Origin of the sequence: Winogradskyella eximia (genome assembly GCF_003386165.1) — a bacterium.
GTDB lineage: Bacteria > Bacteroidota > Bacteroidia > Flavobacteriales > Flavobacteriaceae > Winogradskyella > Winogradskyella eximia.
Window position 1 is genome coordinate 319,163 of the sequence record NZ_QRDV01000003.1, and the last position, 17,475, is coordinate 336,637.

The following is a 17,475-nucleotide window of genomic DNA, read 5'->3' on the forward strand; positions in this document are numbered from 1 at the left end:
ACATATTTGTACAAAAGAAAAGTTTATATATATGCTTTTTTAATAGTAAGAATTAAATATTCTCGATCAGCTCATTACAATAATTTCTTTATCTTTTGGTTTATTCAATTTAGCACCTATCAATTTAAAAATGAAAAGAGCAATTGTCTGTACCATACTATTTCTTAATCTAGTTTTAAGTTGTAAATCTTCTCAAAGCAAAACACAACTTGTTGCTGAAAATAAAGCCTTAAAAGAGCGGATTAAAACACTTGAATCCTATGATAGTATGTATACAAAAGCCGCTTTAGAGCTCAAAAATATGAATGTAGTTTACAGAGGTGTTTCTAATCCTATTTATATTTCAAAACAAAATGTGCTATCATTTGAAGCAAGTGCTCCTGGATTAAAAAAAATAGATAGTTTTGGGAATTATGTTCTGTCACCTAGAACTGGTAAAACCGTCGATATTAAAATTAAGTCTAAACTAAAAAATGGTGACTCTTTAATTGAAAATAAGATTTTAAAAATAAAGGATATTGGCCGAATAATTGGATTAATAAATGGTAATAGTTGTAATTCTAAATGTCAGCTACTATTAACTGTTGAAGAGCTAAAAAATAGTATCGTAGGTTTAGGTGGTGATAATTTTGTATTTAATCTAGATTTAAGTGTAAAAGGTTTTAAGTTAAAATTGCCTGATAGTGATGTAATTGAAGTTGAAGGAAATAACATTCCAATAAAAATGAATAATCAAATTGAGCAACTAAAGCCAAATGATATAGTTTACATTTTTGATATCAAACTAAAAATAAACAATTCAAATTTCTACTCGCTTAGGATATGTAAAACCCCATTAATTCAAATAAGAATAATTGAACAACCCTAAACAATCTCCATCTTCTTCAAAAGAAAACTAGCATTCATATTCTGACAAACCCCTTGCTTTAGTTTATAATCGAAAAAGAGTTCGTCGTTGATGATTTCGGCATCAAAGTAGTAGTTTTTTATGGCTTCTATTTCGGTTTCAATTTCAGTAAGACTTAAATCGTGTGTAGCTATAATTCCTGTGGCATGTTGTTTTACGAGTTTCTCAACAAACTTTCTAGATCCAATAGCTTTATCCGTACTGTTGGTTCCTTTTAAAATTTCATCTAGGATAACGAAATAGTTTTTATCATTTTCAATAGTATCTACTACAAACTTTAATCGCGTAAGCTCACTAAAGAAGTATGAACTATCATCCGTTAACGAATCTGTAGTTCGCATACTCGTAATTAGCTTAATCGGCTTGTATTTGCTTTGTTTTGCACAAATAGGCAATCCAACATTGGCCATAACAATATGAAGCGCAACGGTTCTTAAAAACGTACTTTTCCCTGCCATGTTTGCACCTGTAACGATGAAGAATTGTTCTTCTTCCAATTTCAAATCACTATCAACTCGCTTTTCAGGGTTTAATAATGGATGCCCTAAGCTTTTTGCTAAAATCGTTATAGGTTCATCAGTAAGAACTGGATATGTAAAATCTTGATGGTTAAACGCATAATTTCCAAAACTGTTAAACGCATCAAAAAACGTAACAACCTCAAACCAATCTTCAACTTTATCTGCGTATTGCGTAATCCATTGTTCTACATTATAACTGCTTCTAATATCTATTAAAAAATAACCATTTCCGAAAATTGCAGAGATAAGATTATTTCTATTATCTAAGGCATCTAACGTTTTTGAAAATTTCGAAAATATTTCTGAAGCCTTCAAACCATCTGATTCTATTAATTTTTGTTTCGATTTCAATAATTCAGACGTGAACTCTGTTGTTTGAATAGCATTAAGCAGTAAAGCATATTGTCTGAAGGTATCTTTTGCCCTTTCCGTATGTTGAGCAAGGATATTAATTTTCTTCAAATAAACACCTATAATTCCTAATCCCAATAACAACCAATAACCAGCAATAGAAATCGGAATAATTTCAGCAATTCCCAAACCTAAAAGTACTAAAGACGCTATACTAAAAGCAATGGTTAGAGCATACTGTAGTTTACCTAAAAATGGTTGATACTCTTTTAACCACGTTATTATTGAATTTGCAGAATGTTCTATTTCTACACCTTCTGCAATAGCTGAATAATTCTGCCTCCATTTTGGTAATGTAGCTAATTCTTGTATGGCTTGTTGACGCGTTTCAATATTTGTTATATCGTTAGAAAGCAGGTTTTCAGTAAGTTTTTTAGTACCTTCTTTAATGGCCGTTCTGTTTATAAATTGAAAGAAAGACCCCTTTCCAAATAAATCAATATCTAGACTAAAAAAATGTTTTGGGTTTTGAAACTCTTCACCATCTAACCGACCATAAAAGTCGCCTTTGGCTATTTTTAATTCTTCTTCATTTATTGCTATCAATCGTTTATGAAGATTTCTTTTAGATTTTAAATCTGTATACCTTGATAACAAAAAAAGAAAACTTGCCATACCCAATACACCAATACCTGCGGCTACCTGCCAGTTTTGATATGTAAAATAGACACCTATTACCGTTAAAATAAAAATCGAAAGCCTAAGTATACTAAACAAACTGAGTTGTTTAAAAATACGTTTAGATTCCGCTTGGTTGACTTCTAATTGCTCTTTATAAAATGTATTTGGGTTCTGCATGATGCTTTATTAGAATCGAAATATAAGAAAAGTAAAAATCCCAAGTCATAATTATGCTTGGGATTTATATATCATTTAACGTATTACGTTAAGGAATGTAGTATTGTATTAACCTTTTAGAGTCGCAGATAAATACTCACGATTCATACGTGCAATATTCTCTAAAGAAATGCCTTTGGGACATTCTACTTCACAAGCTCCTGTATTAGTACAGTTACCAAAACCTTCTAAGTCCATTTGTGCTACCATGTTTTTTACACGATCCGCTGCTTCTACTTGTCCTTGTGGTAATAATGCATATTGAGACACTTTTGCACCAACAAATAACATAGCTGAAGAGTTTTTACAAGTTGCTACACAAGCACCACAACCAATACAAGTTGCTGCATCCATAGCTTCATCAGCTGCATGTTTAGAGATTGGAATATTATTAGCATCTTGCGTATTACCAGAAGTGTTTACAGAAATATAACCTCCTGCTTGCTGAATACGCTCAAAAGCCATTCTATCTACTACTAAATCTTTTATTACAGGAAATGCTGCTGCTCTAAATGGCTCAATAGTAATTGTATCACCATCATTAAACATACGCATGTGCAACTGACATGTAGTAATGCCTCTATCTGGTCCATGTGCTTCACCATTGATGTACATAGAACACATTCCACATATGCCTTCACGACAATCGTGATCAAATGCTACAGGTTCTTCGCCTGAATTTACTAACTGCTCATTTAAAACATCCATCATTTCTAAGAAAGACATATGTTCTGAAATCTCAGTTACTTTGTAATCGACCATTTGACCCTTAGCTTTTGAGTCTTTTTGTCTCCAAATTTTAAGTGTTAAATTCATATCGTCTTTCTTATTTGTATGAACGTTGTTTTAGTTCAATATCTTTAAATTCTAATTCTTCTTTATGTAAAACTGCATCTGCAGGTTCTCCTTTATATTCCCAAGCCGCAACAAATGCAAAGTCTTTATCGTTACGCTTAGCTTCACCTTTTTGAGGACCATCTAACTCAGCAGATTCTTCTCTAAAGTGTCCACCACAAGATTCGTTTCTCATTAAAGCATCTTTAGCAAACAATTCTCCTAACTCTAAGAAATCTGCAACACGACCAGCCTTTTCAAGCTCTGGATTCATTTCGTCAGCTGTTCCTGGTACATAAACCTCTTTCCAAAATTCTTCTCTAATAGCTTTAATTTCTGCCATTGCTTCTGTTAAGCCTTGTGCGTTTCTAGACATACCTGCCTTGTCCCACATTACTTTCCCTAATTTCTTATGGAAATAATCAACAGATTTTGTACCCTTATTATTTACAAAGAAATTAATTCTCTTTGTAACTTCTTTTTCAGCTTCATCAAATTCTTTGGAATCCGTTGGAATTTTTCCGGTACGGATATCATCAGACAAATAATCTCCAATGGTATATGGCAACACAAAATAACCATCTGCTAAACCTTGCATTAATGCAGAAGCACCAAGTCTGTTTGCACCATGATCAGAGAAATTAGCTTCACCAATACAGTAACAACCAGGAATTGTAGTCATAAGGTTATAATCAACCCAAACACCACCCATTGTGTAGTGTACTGCTGGATAAATCATCATTGGTGTCTCGTATGGATTTTGATCTATAATCTTCTCATACATTTGGAACAAGTTCCCATATTTAGCTTCTACAATAGCCTGTCCAAGTTCTTTAATTTTTGCAGGACTAGGATTTTCAATGTTATGAATCTTAGCTTGCTCTTTACCGTAGCGTTCAAAAGCAGAAGCAAAATCTAAATAAACCGCTTCACCTGTAGCATTTACTCCATAACCAGCATCACAACGTTCTTTTGCTGCTCTTGATGCAACATCACGTGGTACTAAATTACCAAATGCAGGATAACGTCTTTCTAAGTAATAATCGCGTTCATCTTCTGACAATTCGGTTGGCTTTTTACGACCTTCTCTAATTGCCAATACATCTTCCATGTTTTTAGGAACCCAAATACGACCATCATTTCTTAATGATTCTGACATTAAAGTCAATTTCGATTGGTAATCTCCCGAACGTGGAATACATGTTGGGTGAATTTGTGTGTAACAAGGATTTGCGAAATACGCTCCTTTTTTATGTATTTTCCATGCTGCAGTTGCGTTAGAACCCATAGCGTTTGTTGATAAGAAATATACATTTCCGTATCCACCAGAACCAACTACAACAGCATGTGCTGAATGTCTTTCTATTTCACCAGTAATTAAATTACGAGCGATAATACCTCTTGCTTTTCCGTCTACAATAACGACGTCTAGCATTTCGTGACGGTTAAACATTTCAATCTTACCACGAGCAATTTGTCTATTCATTGCAGAATAAGCTCCTAATAATAATTGTTGTCCTGTCTGACCTTTAGCATAGAATGTTCTAGAGACTAAAACACCACCAAATGAACGGTTGTCTAATAATCCACCATAATCACGTGCAAAAGGAACACCTTGCGCCACACATTGGTCAATAATATTAGAAGACACCTCAGCCAAACGATAAACGTTTGCTTCACGAGAACGGTAATCACCACCTTTTACAGTATCATAAAATAATCTGTATGTAGAATCACCATCACCTTGGTAATTTTTTGCTGCGTTAATACCACCTTGAGCTGCAATGGAGTGCGCTCTACGTGGTGAATCTTGATAAGCAAATGCTTTTACATTATAACCTAGTTCTGCTAAAGTTGCAGCAGCAGAACCTCCAGCAAGACCTGTACCAACAACAATAACATCGATATGACGCTTGTTGGCAGGATTTACTAAATCAATTTTATTTTTATAATCAGTCCATTTATCTTTAATTGGACCCTTTGGTACTTTTGAATCTAAAGCCATATTAGATATTTTTTAGTGAGTAAAGTGATGGAATAACGCGATGAAAATAAATCCTAATGGAACTAAAATCGCATAAGCTTTTCCGAATCCCTGTAATCCTTTTGTGTATTTGTTATTTGCACCTGTAGATTGAAATGCAGAATCAAAGCCATGTAATAAGTGAAGTGCTAAAAACACAAAACCTACAATGTAAAGTGCAACTCTCCAAATAGGAACAAATTTCTCTTGTAATTCGTGAAAATATCTGAACTCACCATTGTGCATTCCAGACATATCACCAATAATATACTTTGTGTTAATTTCTGGAATCCAGAAATCAATAAAGTGAATAATTAAAAATGCAAGGATAAAGCCTCCACTCCAAATCATGTTTCTGCTCATCCATGTAGAATTTGCAGCACCATTATTTTTAGCATACTTAACACCGTTTGCTTTTTTGTTTTTGATTTCTAATACAAAACCCATTACAAAGTGAAAAATTACACCAATAATTAAAATAGGTTGAATTACATATTGAACAACCCAAAATGTTCCCATAAAATGAGATATTTCATTAAAAGTGTCTGGACTTAAAACTGAAAAAAGGTTGATAACAAAATGTTGTAGTACAAAAATCATAAGGAAGAGTGCCGAAAGTGCCATGGCAAACTTTCTTCCAATCGACGAATTTAGAATTCCGCTCATTGTAAATCTAGTTTATTTTAGTCTAACAAAGATACAGTGCAAATGGCTTTCAGCCAACTGCGATCATTGATAATTAATTTATTTAGAATGGTTTTAATTAGAAGCCACAGGAATCAATCCTCTAAGTCCCATATCAACAACTTGTTCCCCAATAGAAGGTTCGTATTTACCATCTGCATTAACTTCTATCCACTCAAAACTATTATTAACTGAGAAGGACAACGTAACTGTAACATCTTCTGTTTCGTTTCCTGTAATTATAAACGCATTAGAAAATTGCCCAGTCACTATACAAGACCCTTGAGGCACTGGAGAGGTTTCAAACAAAGGATTTGGAACCGTAGTGGCTCCAGCTGGCGCTTGTCCTTGAGATGTAAAGCCCAAAGCTTCAAAAGCCCAAAAACCTTGTAACACATCATCATTAACTGTTATTGTACTTCCATTTAAATCAAATGACGTGATGTAATTGTTGTAACCAACAAAGCTTGCTAGTGTTCCTGTAATTTCAGAACCGTTATTTAAAACCTTAATATCTCCTTCCTGATATGCTAATGACACCCTAACCCATTCATAAGAACCTGAAGCTACTTCACTCAACGGAATACTCAAAAACACTTCATCATCACCCGCGAAAATGGACTGCTTAAAATCAATTGCTGTAGCATTACCAGCATTAGTTTCTTCCCCTACAAAAACCACCTCTCCTTGTCCTAATTGAGTTGTAGCCATTGGAGCAAACTCAATATAATTGGCACTCATTTTTTGAATTGTTGGAGTTTGAGCCGCATTTCCATCTGGAATTATAGCTGGTTGCCCTAAATTATCTAAGCGAGGCTGGCTGGCATCGAAATTCAACTTAATAATGAGGTTTGCTTCTGTTGGTTGTAGCGAGTCGTCCATATCCTCTCCACAAGAGAAAGTCATGCCAAAGATTAACAATACCAATACTGATGTGAAATTTTTCATTTTATTATTATTTAACTTCAAAAGTAGTTTTTGAATTATCTATACTTATAGTATAAACGCCTTTTGGTAAATAATATTTCTTATTGCCTGTTTCTTTAAAATGGACTGAAGAATCTTCTTTCATTAGGGCTTTTTTTCCTTTTTCAGTAACCTCTAATTTGTAATCTACGTAGTTAAAGCCTTTTTCCACCTTTGCAGAGATACTATACAATTCTGCTCCTTTTTCAGATAAAACCTTTAAAGTCTTATTTCCTGAAGATTTACTATAGAATTTAATCGTAGTTTCTGGCTCAAAAGCATCAAACCAAGGACTCCAAGCACTTCCCCAACTTCTTGAATGTTTAACTGATTCTACATCTAAAAATGTGATATCATCTGTAACCTTTTCAACATCTATAGTTTGAAGTGCTTCAATATTTGTTTTATAAATACTTCGACCATGAGTTCCTATTAATAAATCTTTAGCTTCTGGCTGAATAACCATATCATGTACCGCAACATTTGGTAATCCATTAGAAAATGCTTCCCAAGATTCGCCCATATTAAAAGTCACATATGCACCATTATCGGTTCCGAGATACAATAGATTTTCTTTTAATGGGTCTTCTTTAATGACGTTAACTGGTGAAGAAGGAATATTGCTACTAATATCCTTCCACGTTTGCCCATAGTCATTACTCATATAAACATATACCTTAAAATTGTCCCATCGGTAACCATTTAAAGTTACGTAAACACGCTCTTTTTTATGTTGTGAAGCGATAACTCTGCTTACCCATAAATCTTTTGGCAATGTATTTGAAATTGTCGTCCAGCTTCCTCCTGCATTTTTTGTTACGTTGATTACACCATCATCACTACCTGTGTAAATTAATCCAAATTTAAATGGACTTTCGCTAATAGACGTTAAAGTTCCGTATGCTACGTTTCCTTTTTTTCCTCCATTGGTTAAATCATCACTTATAGCTTCAAAATCATCGCCTTTATTCATAGAACGCATCAACTTGTTGCCTCCTAAGTATAAAATATCTTGATTGTGAGGCGACAATAATATTGGCGTTTGCCAATTGAATCGATAAGGTGTTTCACCTAAAGTATGTTTTGGTTGAATATATTTTCGGTCTCCTGTTTCACGATTAATTCTAAAATAATTCCCAAATTGAAAACCTGTGTAAACAATATTTGCATCTCTACTATCAATTTGAATTTGCATGCCATCGCCACCCATTATTGTTTCCCAAGGGTATTGCCCTTGTTGATGCCAGCTTTTATCTTCTCTAGCGTTATTTGCACCAACCCATACACCATTATCTTGCAATCCTCCATATACATTATATGGTTTTTCGTTATCTATATTAATGGCATAAAACTGACCAACACTTGGCGAATTTAGTTTTATCCAACTTTCACCATCATCATAACTCATATTTAGCCCACCATCATTACCATTGATTAAATGACCTTGTTTTCTCGGATTTACCCAAAGCGCTTGATGATCTGCATGTACATTTTCACGACTGATTGAAGTAAACGTTGTTCCGGCATCTTTAGATTTTAAAATAGGAACTCCCATAATATAAATGCCGTTTTTATCTTGTGGGTCTACTCTTATTTCCCCAAAATAATATCCGTAACTGTAATATAATCCATCAATATAATCGTCGTGTGTTTTCTTCCATGTTTTACCACCATCAGTACTTTTATACACCTCAGCACCAATTACAGGTGTATCAAACAACAACGCATTAGCATCTTCTAAATAATGAGCCAAATCAATTGGTTTTACGCTTCCACTACTTACGAGTTGCTTCACATTAGATGCTCTATATTTTTCTTGAAATCCATTAGTTTTAAGATATGCGTTAAGCTTTTTGTCTTCAAGCTTCATAAAAGCGTCAACACTCATAGTTTTAAAATTGGCTTTTGTTAAGCCAGAAGATTCACTCTTTTTAGACTTTTCTTTTCTATGAAACTGACTATCATGTAAAGCATAAATAGTATTTTCATCATAAATAGTAATACCTATTCTACCAACACCTTCTCCTGTTGGAAATCCACTTTTTTTAGTAGATACTTTTTCCCAAGTATCACCTCCATTTGTACTTTTATATATAGCAGAGTTGTTTCCGTTGCCAGTAAAATTCCACGCCTTACGATTTCTTGTCCAAGACGACGCAAACATGATTTTAAAATTACCAGGTGCATGCTGCACATCAATAATTCCGCTCATATTATCTACAAACAAAGTTTTATTCCAAGTTTTTCCACCATCTATGGTTTTATAGATTCCACGTTCTTCGTTTGGTGAATACAAATGACCAGTTGCTCCAATGACAACTTCATCTGGATTTTTAGGATTTATAAGAATACGACCAATATGATGAGAATCCTCCAAACCAACATGTTCCCATGATTTACCATTATCGCTAGATTTTAAAATACCAATACCAGCATAACTTGATCGTGAACTATTATTTTCACCTGTACCAACCCAAATGGTTCCGTTTTTCCAATCGATAGCTATATCGCCAACATTTTGAGTATCTGAATTATCTAAAATCGGTGTAAACGTTGTACCATTATTTGTGGTATACCAAACACCACCTGATGCGTAACCAACATAAAACTCTGATGGCTTGTCAGGATTTACATCCACATCTACCACACGACCGCTCATTACTGTTGGTCCAATATTTTTAAAAGGCACATTTTTCACCAATGATGTTTCCTTCATTTTCTGCTTTTTCACCAACGCTTCTTTAATGACTTCTGCAGAAGTTGCTGGTTGCTGAGAAAAACCTAAAAAGGCACTTATAAGAAAGGTAAACGTGAGGAATTTTGATTTAAACATAGTGGTTGGATTTTTAAAGCTATGAATTTACGCATTTCAGAATTAACTGTCTTAAAAGTCTCTTAAATTTTAACAGATTCTAAGCTTGGACTTTTGCTTGCAATTTTAGTTTCACTACTTTTGATATTGAACTGAAATATCAAAATTTCACACTCTTACAAAGAAATCATTTCTACTGCACTCAGTGTGATAAAACATAAAATTTACGCTCATGAAATATGATTTAATAGACTCAAAGCTCTTTATAAAAAACCGCAAAAACTTTATGGCTCAAATGAAGCCAAATAGTTTAGCTGTTTTTAATTCTAACGATATTTACCCAATAAGTGCAGACAGTACTTTGCCTTTTGAGCAACACAGAGATATTTTTTATCTGAGTGGTGTTGACCAAGAAGAAAGTGTTTTAGTATTATTTCCAGATTGCCCTAAAGAAAAGCATCGTGAAATTTTATTCTTAAAAGAAACCAATGAACATATTGCTGTTTGGGAAGGTGAAAAACTGACTAAAGAAAAAGCATTTGAAACCTCAGGAATCAAAACCGTGTATTGGTTACAAGACATGGAAAAAGTAATGTTTGAGATTATGACACAATGTGACACAGTCTATATCAATACTAACGAACATTACAGAGCAAATGTAGAAACTGAAACCCGCGAAGCACGTTTTACCAAATGGTTATTGAATAAATATCCTGCTCATAGTGTTGCCAAAAGCAACCCTATCTTACAACGTTTACGCTCTGTAAAAGATCAGATAGAATTAGATTTAATACAGAAAGCCTGCGACATTACCGAAAAAGGATTTAGACGTGTTTTAAAATTTACAAAACCAGGTGTATGGGAATACAACTTAGAAGCTGAGTTTATGCACGAGTTCCTAAACAACCGCTCTAAAGGCTTTTCATATACTCCAATTATTGGCTCAGGAAACAATGCAAACGTATTACACTATATTGAAAACAACCAACAATGTAAAGCTGGCGATTTAATATTAATTGATGCTGGTGCAGAATACGCAAATTACTCTAGCGATATGACGCGTACAATTCCTGTATCTGGCAAATTTAACGATAGACAAAAAGCCGTTTATAACGCGGTAAATAGAGTTAAAAATGAAGCAACTAAAATGCTAGTTCCAGGCACAATATGGGAACAATACCACATTGAAGTTGGTAAAATTATGACTTCTGAGCTTTTAGGTTTAGGCCTTTTAGATAAAGCTGATGTGCAAAATGAAAACCCAGATTGGCCAGCGTACAAAAAATATTTTATGCACGGTACCTCTCACCACATGGGATTAGATACACATGATTATGGTATTTTAACGGAACCTATGCAGGCTAACATGGTCTTTACTGTAGAGCCAGGAATTTACATTCCAGATGAAAGTTTTGGTATTCGTTTAGAAGACGACGTAGTTATTCAAGAAACTGGAGAACCTTTTAATTTGATGCGTAATATCCCTATTGAAGTCGAAGAGATTGAGGATATAATGAATTCATAATTTCAACAACATAACTATTGAAAAACTTGCAAGCTCATAATGCAGCCTGCAAGTTTTTTTGATTAATATTGACTCCTAATTCCAAAGGCATGAAATTGACCAAAGAACGTCTATATGTGTTATTATCCTTTTTTTCTATTTATGTCATTTGGGGTTCTACGTACCTACTTAACAAAATTTTAGTTAGTCAAATTGCACCATTTTATGCCGCTTCAATTCGTTTTATAACAGCAAGTATTCTAATTTTTATTATTGCAAAAATTTTAAAAATCCCTTTAAAGATTACAAAACCTCAAATCCGAAATACCTTAATTGCTGGTTTTTTATTTTTAACCATCGGAAACGGCTTAGTGGTTTGGGCATTAAAGTATGTGGATAGTGGTTTTGCTGCTTTAGAAATTTCAGCACAACCTTTAGTTGTACTCATTTTATTGCGACTTTTCGAAGGTAAGAGAATACAACCCATGTCCATTTTAGGTGTTATAATTGGATGTATCGGAATTTACCTATTGGTCAGCCAACGCGAAATGATTGGAAAAGAAGGCATGATTACGGGTATGATTATGATTTTCATCTGTATGCTAAGTTGGGCTTATTGCAGTCTTTTTGTTGCGAAAGCTGACTTACCTTCAAACTTTTTTGTAAATACAGGTTACCAAATGCTATTTGGAGGTAGCATGTTATTAATCGCTAGCTTTATAATTGGAGAAGAACGACTCCCATTATCTAGTTGGAATACTGAAGTCATCAACTCTATGTTAATGCTTATCATTTTTGGAAGTATTGTTGCTTTTACTGCTTTTAATTACCTACTCAGCAAGGTTTCCCCTGAAAAAGTAGCGACCTCTACTTATGTAAACCCAATAGTCGCCTTAATTTTAGGTTGGTATTTTTTAAACGAAACTATTTCCTTACAATCTATAATTGCAGCTGCCCTTTTACTTACTGGAGTCTATTTTATTAATACAAAAAAAATGCTCACCCTTTTCAAACGGTTTGACAAAGACACATAAATCAGAAAAAAAACACTTAAGCTTAACCTCTAAAAACAAACAACCGCTCTAAAGCAACTTTAGGTGCTAAATTTTCGGCATGCCAAGAAAAAGTTGTTTTTGCTGGTTTTTCCCATACACATTCAAAATCTTCGGGTGCATTGTATTCACTAATAAAGACTTGGTGTCCTGCTTCACTTTGTTGTCTACACCATTCCCAAAATTGATTATGGTCAAAACCATCTCTATACTTAGTTGTAGATGCGTAAGGTGGATCGCAATAAATAATGCTCTGTTTAGGAATTTCTAAATCTGTATACGATTTACAAGATAAAATAAGTCCTTCTAATTTGGGTACCTGTTTAGTAATATTGCGATAATGCTCTCCCCAATAATCACGCTTACCTTCTTTGTCGCGTCTATAACCTGCAAACCATTTACCTCCAAAAGAGTTAAAACCAACATAACCCACTAAATGTTTTGGATATTCCTTCTGATTGTATTTTATATGTTTATAATCTTCCTCAGTAACCAATTGTGGTGGATCCCAATTATCATTAATTAAGGCTTGCCACATAGCCATAAGTTCTTGGTGTTGGTCGTTAGCAATTCTAACACCATCAACTTTGTCAATCATATTCATACCACCTGCAAAAGGCTCAAGATAGGTTTGATTTTCTTTTCTATCTTTTAAAATTATTGGCAATAAATCTTTAGCAAAACGTGCCTTACTTCCCATGTATTTCATTCTGCTCGTTTCAGTTTAAATTGTACAAATACCGAAATCAAAAAAGCCACAAAAGCTGGTAGCACCCAACCTAAACTTTGATTTGAAAATGGAATATAATTAGTGAATATCTTCAAATCTTCTGTTGGACTAATAAATCCTACAACATCTGGAATACTAAACACAAACGTAATAATAACAACCGCTCTAAAAACTAAAGGAGTAGCAAATTTTTCTGGTAGTACATTGAGCAAAATAAGTACAATGGTTATAGGATAAATAAACAATAAGACAGGAATGGCTACAACAATAATAGAATTAAAATCTAACTGACCTACAAGCACTCCAAGACCACTCGCCAAAATTGCTGTAATAACGTAAACCACTTGAGAATCATTAAGTAAACCTTTAAAATAATCTGCTGTACCAGCCACAATACCAATAGCTGTTGTAAAACAAGCTAGTGAAATTAATATGCTTAAAACGGTATTTCCAAATTCGCCCAAAGATGCAATGCTAATATCTCGCAAAAGATTAGCGCGCTGCATATCACTACTTAATTCGGCATTAATACTAAGTTCAGAACCGAAATAGGCTCCAACTGAAATTAATCCAGCATAAATAATAAATAAGCCTAAACCAGCAATGAACCCTGACTTCCGAATCAGCGTCCGTTTAGAACTGTAGGCTTCAACAGCCATATTTTTAAAATTCAAGGAAATAATGATTACCGCTCCGACAACCACTGCTCCAATAGCATCAAATGTTTGGTAGCCCTCTAGAATTCCTGTGGCAATAGGCGTTTCAAATTGCGAAATCCCTGTATTAAATTCAGAAGAAAACAAACCAATACTTATTACAGCCAAAAGCATAATAACAATAAACGGTGTTAAAAATTTTCCGATGAGGCTTAATATTTTTGAACGGTTAAGCACAAAAACTAATACCAGCGAAAAATAAATAGCACTTGTTACTAAAGGACTCGTCCCAAAAGCAGGAAAAACAGCAATTTCATGTGTTGCAGCAGCCGTTCTTGGTGATGGAATAGCAACAGCAATAACATAGATTAAGATACAGTATATTAAACTGAATGTTGGAGATACTTTTTTTCCAAAATCGAATAATGTCCCTTGAAGCCTAGCATGAGCAAGAATCCCAAGTATTGGAATGACCACAGCGGTTATCATAAAACCAATAGTAACCCAAACCCAATCGTCTCCGGAGTTATAACCCAATAAAGGTGGCAGCAACAAATTACCTGCTCCAAAAAATAATGAGAACAATGCGAAACTGGTAATTAATAGTTCTTTTCGTTTTATATCCACCTAGTTGGTTTTCTTAAGTTCTAAATCGTGAAAATCGAAACTGAAATCTGTAATAGGAGCAATGTATTTCATAGTTGCAGAAACAGCTTCACTTTTTTCATTAAAAGTAAATTGCACATAAACATCTGCATCATAACTTCTATCATTCCATTTTGCAACAAATGTTGTAGCATTTAAGGGTAGTAATTCACCATACAATCTTGAAGAGCGTTTACTTTTTATAGTATAACCTTTTTTGGCATCATGAGAAATAATAACATCCCCAAACCAATCATCTGTATATGTACCAATGATATGTTCTGGTTTTGGCAATGTTTTTAGCTTTTTAGCCTTTTCAATTTTATTATAAACCGCAGCTTTTATACTATCATTATATTTAATGTAATCCGTATTGCGTTGACCATATTTTTCTAACCAATTTCTATTTTCATAGCCCAAGTAAGCATCCTTAATAGTATTAGTAATGGTATTAAAAGCAGAACCATTCATTTGGTTTGTTAGTACTACAATACCTAAATCCAAATCTGGAATCATAGTAAATTGTGTAACCGTACCTAATAAGCCTCCTGTATGATAAACCTGCTTATGTCCTCCCTTAACATCAGCGACAAACCAACCTAATCCATAACCTTTAAAGTTAGAATTATACGAATCATTAGGATATACATTTAAAGGAGTTTGTAATTGCCAAAGTTCATGAAATTGTTTAGCGCTTAATAGACGCTCACCATTCTCAGTAACAGCATCATTCATTAAAAATTGAGCCCAAGTCAACATATCTGTAACATTACTCACAATTCCACCAGCAGGATTAGCGGTTTCACTCCAGTCGTGCGGAATTTGAATCACTTTACCCTCTGCCATAGTATGCGCATCAATAATATTCGATTTATCAGTTACACGATTATAAGAAGCCTTACTGCTCGTCATCCCTACGGACTTCATAATCTTGGTTTCAATAAACTCTTCCCAAGACAAACCACTTACACGTTTTAAAACTTCACCTGCGATAATAAACATATTATTATTGTACTTAAATTCACTTCTAAATGAACTTTCAGGTTCTAAATATTTCACATTATTTATAACATCGCTTACATCAAAATCACTGCCTTCAGGAAAAAACATTAGGTCTCCTGCACCTAATCCTAAACCACTGCGATGTGTTACTAAATCTCTCACTGTAAATTCTTGAGTCACCCAAGCATCATGCAATTGAAATTCTGGAATATGCTTACGCACCTTATCATCCCAATTCAATTTACCAGCATCAACCATCATCGCCAAAGCAAAACACGTAAATCCTTTACTATTGGATGCAACTCCAACTAACGTTTCGTCAGTCATCACTTTTTTATTGGTTAACGAACGTACTCCATGCCCTTTAGAGTAAACCACCTTACCGTCTTTAAAAATACCAACAGAAATGCCAGGCACATCAAAAGTGGTTAGGGTTTCATTTATGAGATTATCGAGTTGTTGTTCTTCAATTTGAGCATTTAAAATAAAAGCCGAAACAAAAAAGAGTGCTGTAAATAATCGTTTTATAAACATTGAATACTGAAATTAGTTTTGAGTGTTTTCAAAGATAGTAAAATGTTATATGGATTTAAGACTGAAAACAATTCCTTAAATTATCTTTGCGGTTATGATATTAGACTACAAAAATAGCAACATTCATTATACTACTGAAGGTAAAGGAGAAGCGATAGTTTTACTTCATGGATTTCTTGAAACCATAGAAATGTGGAAAAATATAATTCCAGAATTTTCCAAATCACATCAAGTTATAAGTATCGATTTACTGGGTCATGGTCAGACCGATTGCATTGGCTATGTGCACACCATGGATGATATGGCAGAAGCCGTACTGGCTACATTAGAAGATTTAAAAATTAAAAAAGCGCATTTTATTGGTCACTCCATGGGAGGCTACGTGGCTTTGGCTTTAGCTGAAAAACGCCCTGACCTGTTTGAAGGTTTGTGTTTAATGAATTCTACGTTTGAAGCTGATGACGAACAAAAGAAACAACTACGAACACGAGCCAATGAAATGGCTAAAACAAATTTCAACAATTTGGTTCGCTTATCTTTTACAAATCTATTTGCTCCAGAAAGTAAACATAAGTTTCAAAATGAATTTAATGAGGCTCTACAAATTGCGCTTAAAACACCGCTTCAAGGTTACATTGCCGCTTCAGAAGGCATGAAACTTAGACCAAATCGTTTTAAAGTTTTCAACAATTTAAAGGCTAAAAAGCTTATTATTATTGGCGAGAAAGATGGTTTAATTGATGGTGCGTCTCTTATCAACCAAATAAAAAATACTGAAATTGATTATGTAAATTTTTCTGAAGGTCACATGAGTCACATCGAAGATAAATCAGATTTAACTTACAATTTAAAACACTTTATCGAAAAATAATCCCTTTAAACGTTTTGTTTGCCTTTTTTTTATAAGTTTACCCCTCAAATTAGAAAAGAAATTGTAAACAACTCTATTATGAAACCAAAAAAATTATATTGTGATTTGTTCGGTCATAATTATAAAGTGACCAAAAAAGTAACCAAGCACGTAAAAGAGTACACTTGCAATTGTTGCAAAAAACAATTGACAACCAACAGCAATGGACAACTCACAGAACTAACGCCTAAATACCAAGAAATAAACTCGGCCTTAGAACGTATTTACAACAACAGAATGATGCGTTTAAAGCGAAAAACACTCAGTTCGTCGATTTGTTAAATGTTAATAACTTTTCAGTAACTTTTTTTCTTATATTTCAATCCTTGAAAGACTATAATCCCTCACTAAGAAAACTGGTTAATGAAAAACGTTTATTGCTCATTATTTGGACATGACTACAAGGTCTCCAAAGAAGTGACTTACCATGTAAAAGAATACAAGTGT

At 33.9% G+C, this 17,475-nt stretch carries 14 protein-coding genes; 5 read left to right on the forward strand and 9 right to left on the reverse strand.

Annotation, left to right across the window (positions count from 1 at the left end):
* The first annotated feature begins 130 nt into the window (after window positions 1-130).
* On the forward strand, window positions 131-868 hold the full coding sequence (locus tag DFQ10_RS09550; protein WP_115817185.1) for a GldM family protein: 738 nt from the start codon (window positions 131-133) through the stop codon (window positions 866-868).
* Here DFQ10_RS09550 and DFQ10_RS09555 read toward each other — a convergent pair.
* From DFQ10_RS09555 to DFQ10_RS09580, 6 genes are all read right to left on the reverse strand, one after another.
* Window positions 865-2,637, reverse strand: coding sequence for a MutS-related protein (locus tag DFQ10_RS09555; RefSeq protein ID WP_115817186.1), 1,773 nt, complete (start codon window positions 2,635-2,637; stop codon window positions 865-867). The two genes, DFQ10_RS09550 and DFQ10_RS09555, sit on opposite strands and share 4 nt — an antisense overlap.
* 108 nt (window positions 2,638-2,745) lie before the next feature.
* Window positions 2,746-3,492, reverse strand: coding sequence for a succinate dehydrogenase/fumarate reductase iron-sulfur subunit (locus DFQ10_RS09560; RefSeq protein ID WP_115817187.1), 747 nt, complete (start codon window positions 3,490-3,492; stop codon window positions 2,746-2,748).
* 10 nt (window positions 3,493-3,502) lie between these two features.
* Window positions 3,503-5,515, reverse strand: a complete 2,013-nt coding sequence (locus DFQ10_RS09565; RefSeq protein ID WP_115817188.1) for a fumarate reductase/succinate dehydrogenase flavoprotein subunit — start codon at window positions 5,513-5,515, stop codon at window positions 3,503-3,505.
* Window positions 5,516-5,527: 12 nt separating this feature from the next.
* Complete coding sequence (locus DFQ10_RS09570) at window positions 5,528-6,199, reverse strand: succinate dehydrogenase cytochrome b subunit (RefSeq protein ID WP_115817189.1); 672 nt, start codon at window positions 6,197-6,199, stop codon at window positions 5,528-5,530.
* Window positions 6,200-6,292: 93 nt separating this feature from the next.
* Window positions 6,293-7,165 (reverse strand): hypothetical protein, encoded by an 873-nt coding sequence (locus DFQ10_RS09575; RefSeq protein WP_115817190.1) that lies wholly within the window; start codon window positions 7,163-7,165, stop codon window positions 6,293-6,295.
* A gap of 7 nt (window positions 7,166-7,172) precedes the next feature.
* Window positions 7,173-10,016 carry a WD40/YVTN/BNR-like repeat-containing protein gene (locus DFQ10_RS09580; protein WP_115817191.1) on the reverse strand — a complete coding sequence of 948 codons (2,844 nt, stop codon included), beginning with the start codon at window positions 10,014-10,016 and terminating at the stop codon, window positions 7,173-7,175.
* A 211-nt stretch (window positions 10,017-10,227) separates the two neighbouring features.
* Between DFQ10_RS09580 and DFQ10_RS09585 the strand changes: the two genes are divergently transcribed.
* On the forward strand, window positions 10,228-11,520 hold the full coding sequence (locus DFQ10_RS09585) for an aminopeptidase P family protein (RefSeq protein ID WP_115817192.1): 1,293 nt from the start codon (window positions 10,228-10,230) through the stop codon (window positions 11,518-11,520).
* Between the two features lie 89 nt (window positions 11,521-11,609).
* Window positions 11,610-12,533 carry an EamA family transporter gene (locus DFQ10_RS09590; RefSeq protein ID WP_115817193.1) on the forward strand — a complete coding sequence of 308 codons (924 nt, stop codon included), beginning with the start codon at window positions 11,610-11,612 and terminating at the stop codon, window positions 12,531-12,533.
* Between the two features lie 22 nt (window positions 12,534-12,555).
* On the opposite strand, the gene DFQ10_RS09595 is transcribed toward DFQ10_RS09590, so the two are convergent.
* Genes DFQ10_RS09595 through DFQ10_RS09605 form a run of 3 tightly spaced genes read right to left on the reverse strand, consistent with a single transcriptional unit; the run spans window position 12,556 to window position 16,118 of the window.
* On the reverse strand, window positions 12,556-13,260 hold the full coding sequence (locus DFQ10_RS09595; RefSeq protein ID WP_115817194.1) for a DNA adenine methylase: 705 nt from the start codon (window positions 13,258-13,260) through the stop codon (window positions 12,556-12,558).
* Window positions 13,257-14,564, reverse strand: coding sequence for a branched-chain amino acid transport system II carrier protein (brnQ, locus tag DFQ10_RS09600; RefSeq protein ID WP_115817195.1), 1,308 nt, complete (start codon window positions 14,562-14,564; stop codon window positions 13,257-13,259). The genes DFQ10_RS09595 and brnQ overlap by 4 nt, the downstream gene beginning before the upstream one ends.
* Window positions 14,565-16,118, reverse strand: a complete 1,554-nt coding sequence (locus tag DFQ10_RS09605; protein WP_115817196.1) for a serine hydrolase — start codon at window positions 16,116-16,118, stop codon at window positions 14,565-14,567.
* A gap of 94 nt (window positions 16,119-16,212) precedes the next feature.
* Between DFQ10_RS09605 and DFQ10_RS09610 the strand changes: the two genes are divergently transcribed.
* A complete protein-coding gene (locus tag DFQ10_RS09610; RefSeq protein ID WP_115817197.1) occupies window positions 16,213-16,989 on the forward strand; it encodes an alpha/beta fold hydrolase in 777 nt (258 codons plus the stop codon).
* 78 nt (window positions 16,990-17,067) lie between these two features.
* Entirely contained in the window at window positions 17,068-17,310 is a 243-nt protein-coding gene (locus tag DFQ10_RS09615) for a hypothetical protein (protein ID WP_115817233.1), read from the forward strand.
* Window positions 17,311-17,475: the final 165 nt, after the last annotated feature.

Excerpts from the sequence above, each read along its gene's own strand:
- DFQ10_RS09550 (WP_115817185.1), top strand. The coding sequence starts at position 131 with ATGAAAAGAGCAATTGTCTGTACCATACTATTTCTTAATCTAGTTTTA.
- DFQ10_RS09555 (WP_115817186.1), bottom strand. The coding sequence starts at position 2,637 with ATGCAGAACCCAAATACATTTTATAAAGAGCAATTAGAAGTCAACCAA.
- DFQ10_RS09560 (WP_115817187.1), bottom strand. The coding sequence starts at position 3,492 with ATGAATTTAACACTTAAAATTTGGAGACAAAAAGACTCAAAAGCTAAG.
- DFQ10_RS09565 (WP_115817188.1), bottom strand. The coding sequence starts at position 5,515 with ATGGCTTTAGATTCAAAAGTACCAAAGGGTCCAATTAAAGATAAATGG.
- DFQ10_RS09570 (WP_115817189.1), bottom strand. The coding sequence starts at position 6,199 with ATGAGCGGAATTCTAAATTCGTCGATTGGAAGAAAGTTTGCCATGGCA.
- DFQ10_RS09575 (WP_115817190.1), bottom strand. The coding sequence starts at position 7,165 with ATGAAAAATTTCACATCAGTATTGGTATTGTTAATCTTTGGCATGACT.
- DFQ10_RS09580 (WP_115817191.1), bottom strand. The coding sequence starts at position 10,016 with ATGTTTAAATCAAAATTCCTCACGTTTACCTTTCTTATAAGTGCCTTT.
- DFQ10_RS09585 (WP_115817192.1), top strand. The coding sequence starts at position 10,228 with ATGAAATATGATTTAATAGACTCAAAGCTCTTTATAAAAAACCGCAAA.
- DFQ10_RS09590 (WP_115817193.1), top strand. The coding sequence starts at position 11,610 with ATGAAATTGACCAAAGAACGTCTATATGTGTTATTATCCTTTTTTTCT.
- DFQ10_RS09595 (WP_115817194.1), bottom strand. The coding sequence starts at position 13,260 with ATGAAATACATGGGAAGTAAGGCACGTTTTGCTAAAGATTTATTGCCA.
- DFQ10_RS09605 (WP_115817196.1), bottom strand. The coding sequence starts at position 16,118 with ATGTTTATAAAACGATTATTTACAGCACTCTTTTTTGTTTCGGCTTTT.
- DFQ10_RS09610 (WP_115817197.1), top strand. The coding sequence starts at position 16,213 with ATGATATTAGACTACAAAAATAGCAACATTCATTATACTACTGAAGGT.
- DFQ10_RS09615 (WP_115817233.1), top strand. The coding sequence starts at position 17,068 with ATGAAACCAAAAAAATTATATTGTGATTTGTTCGGTCATAATTATAAA.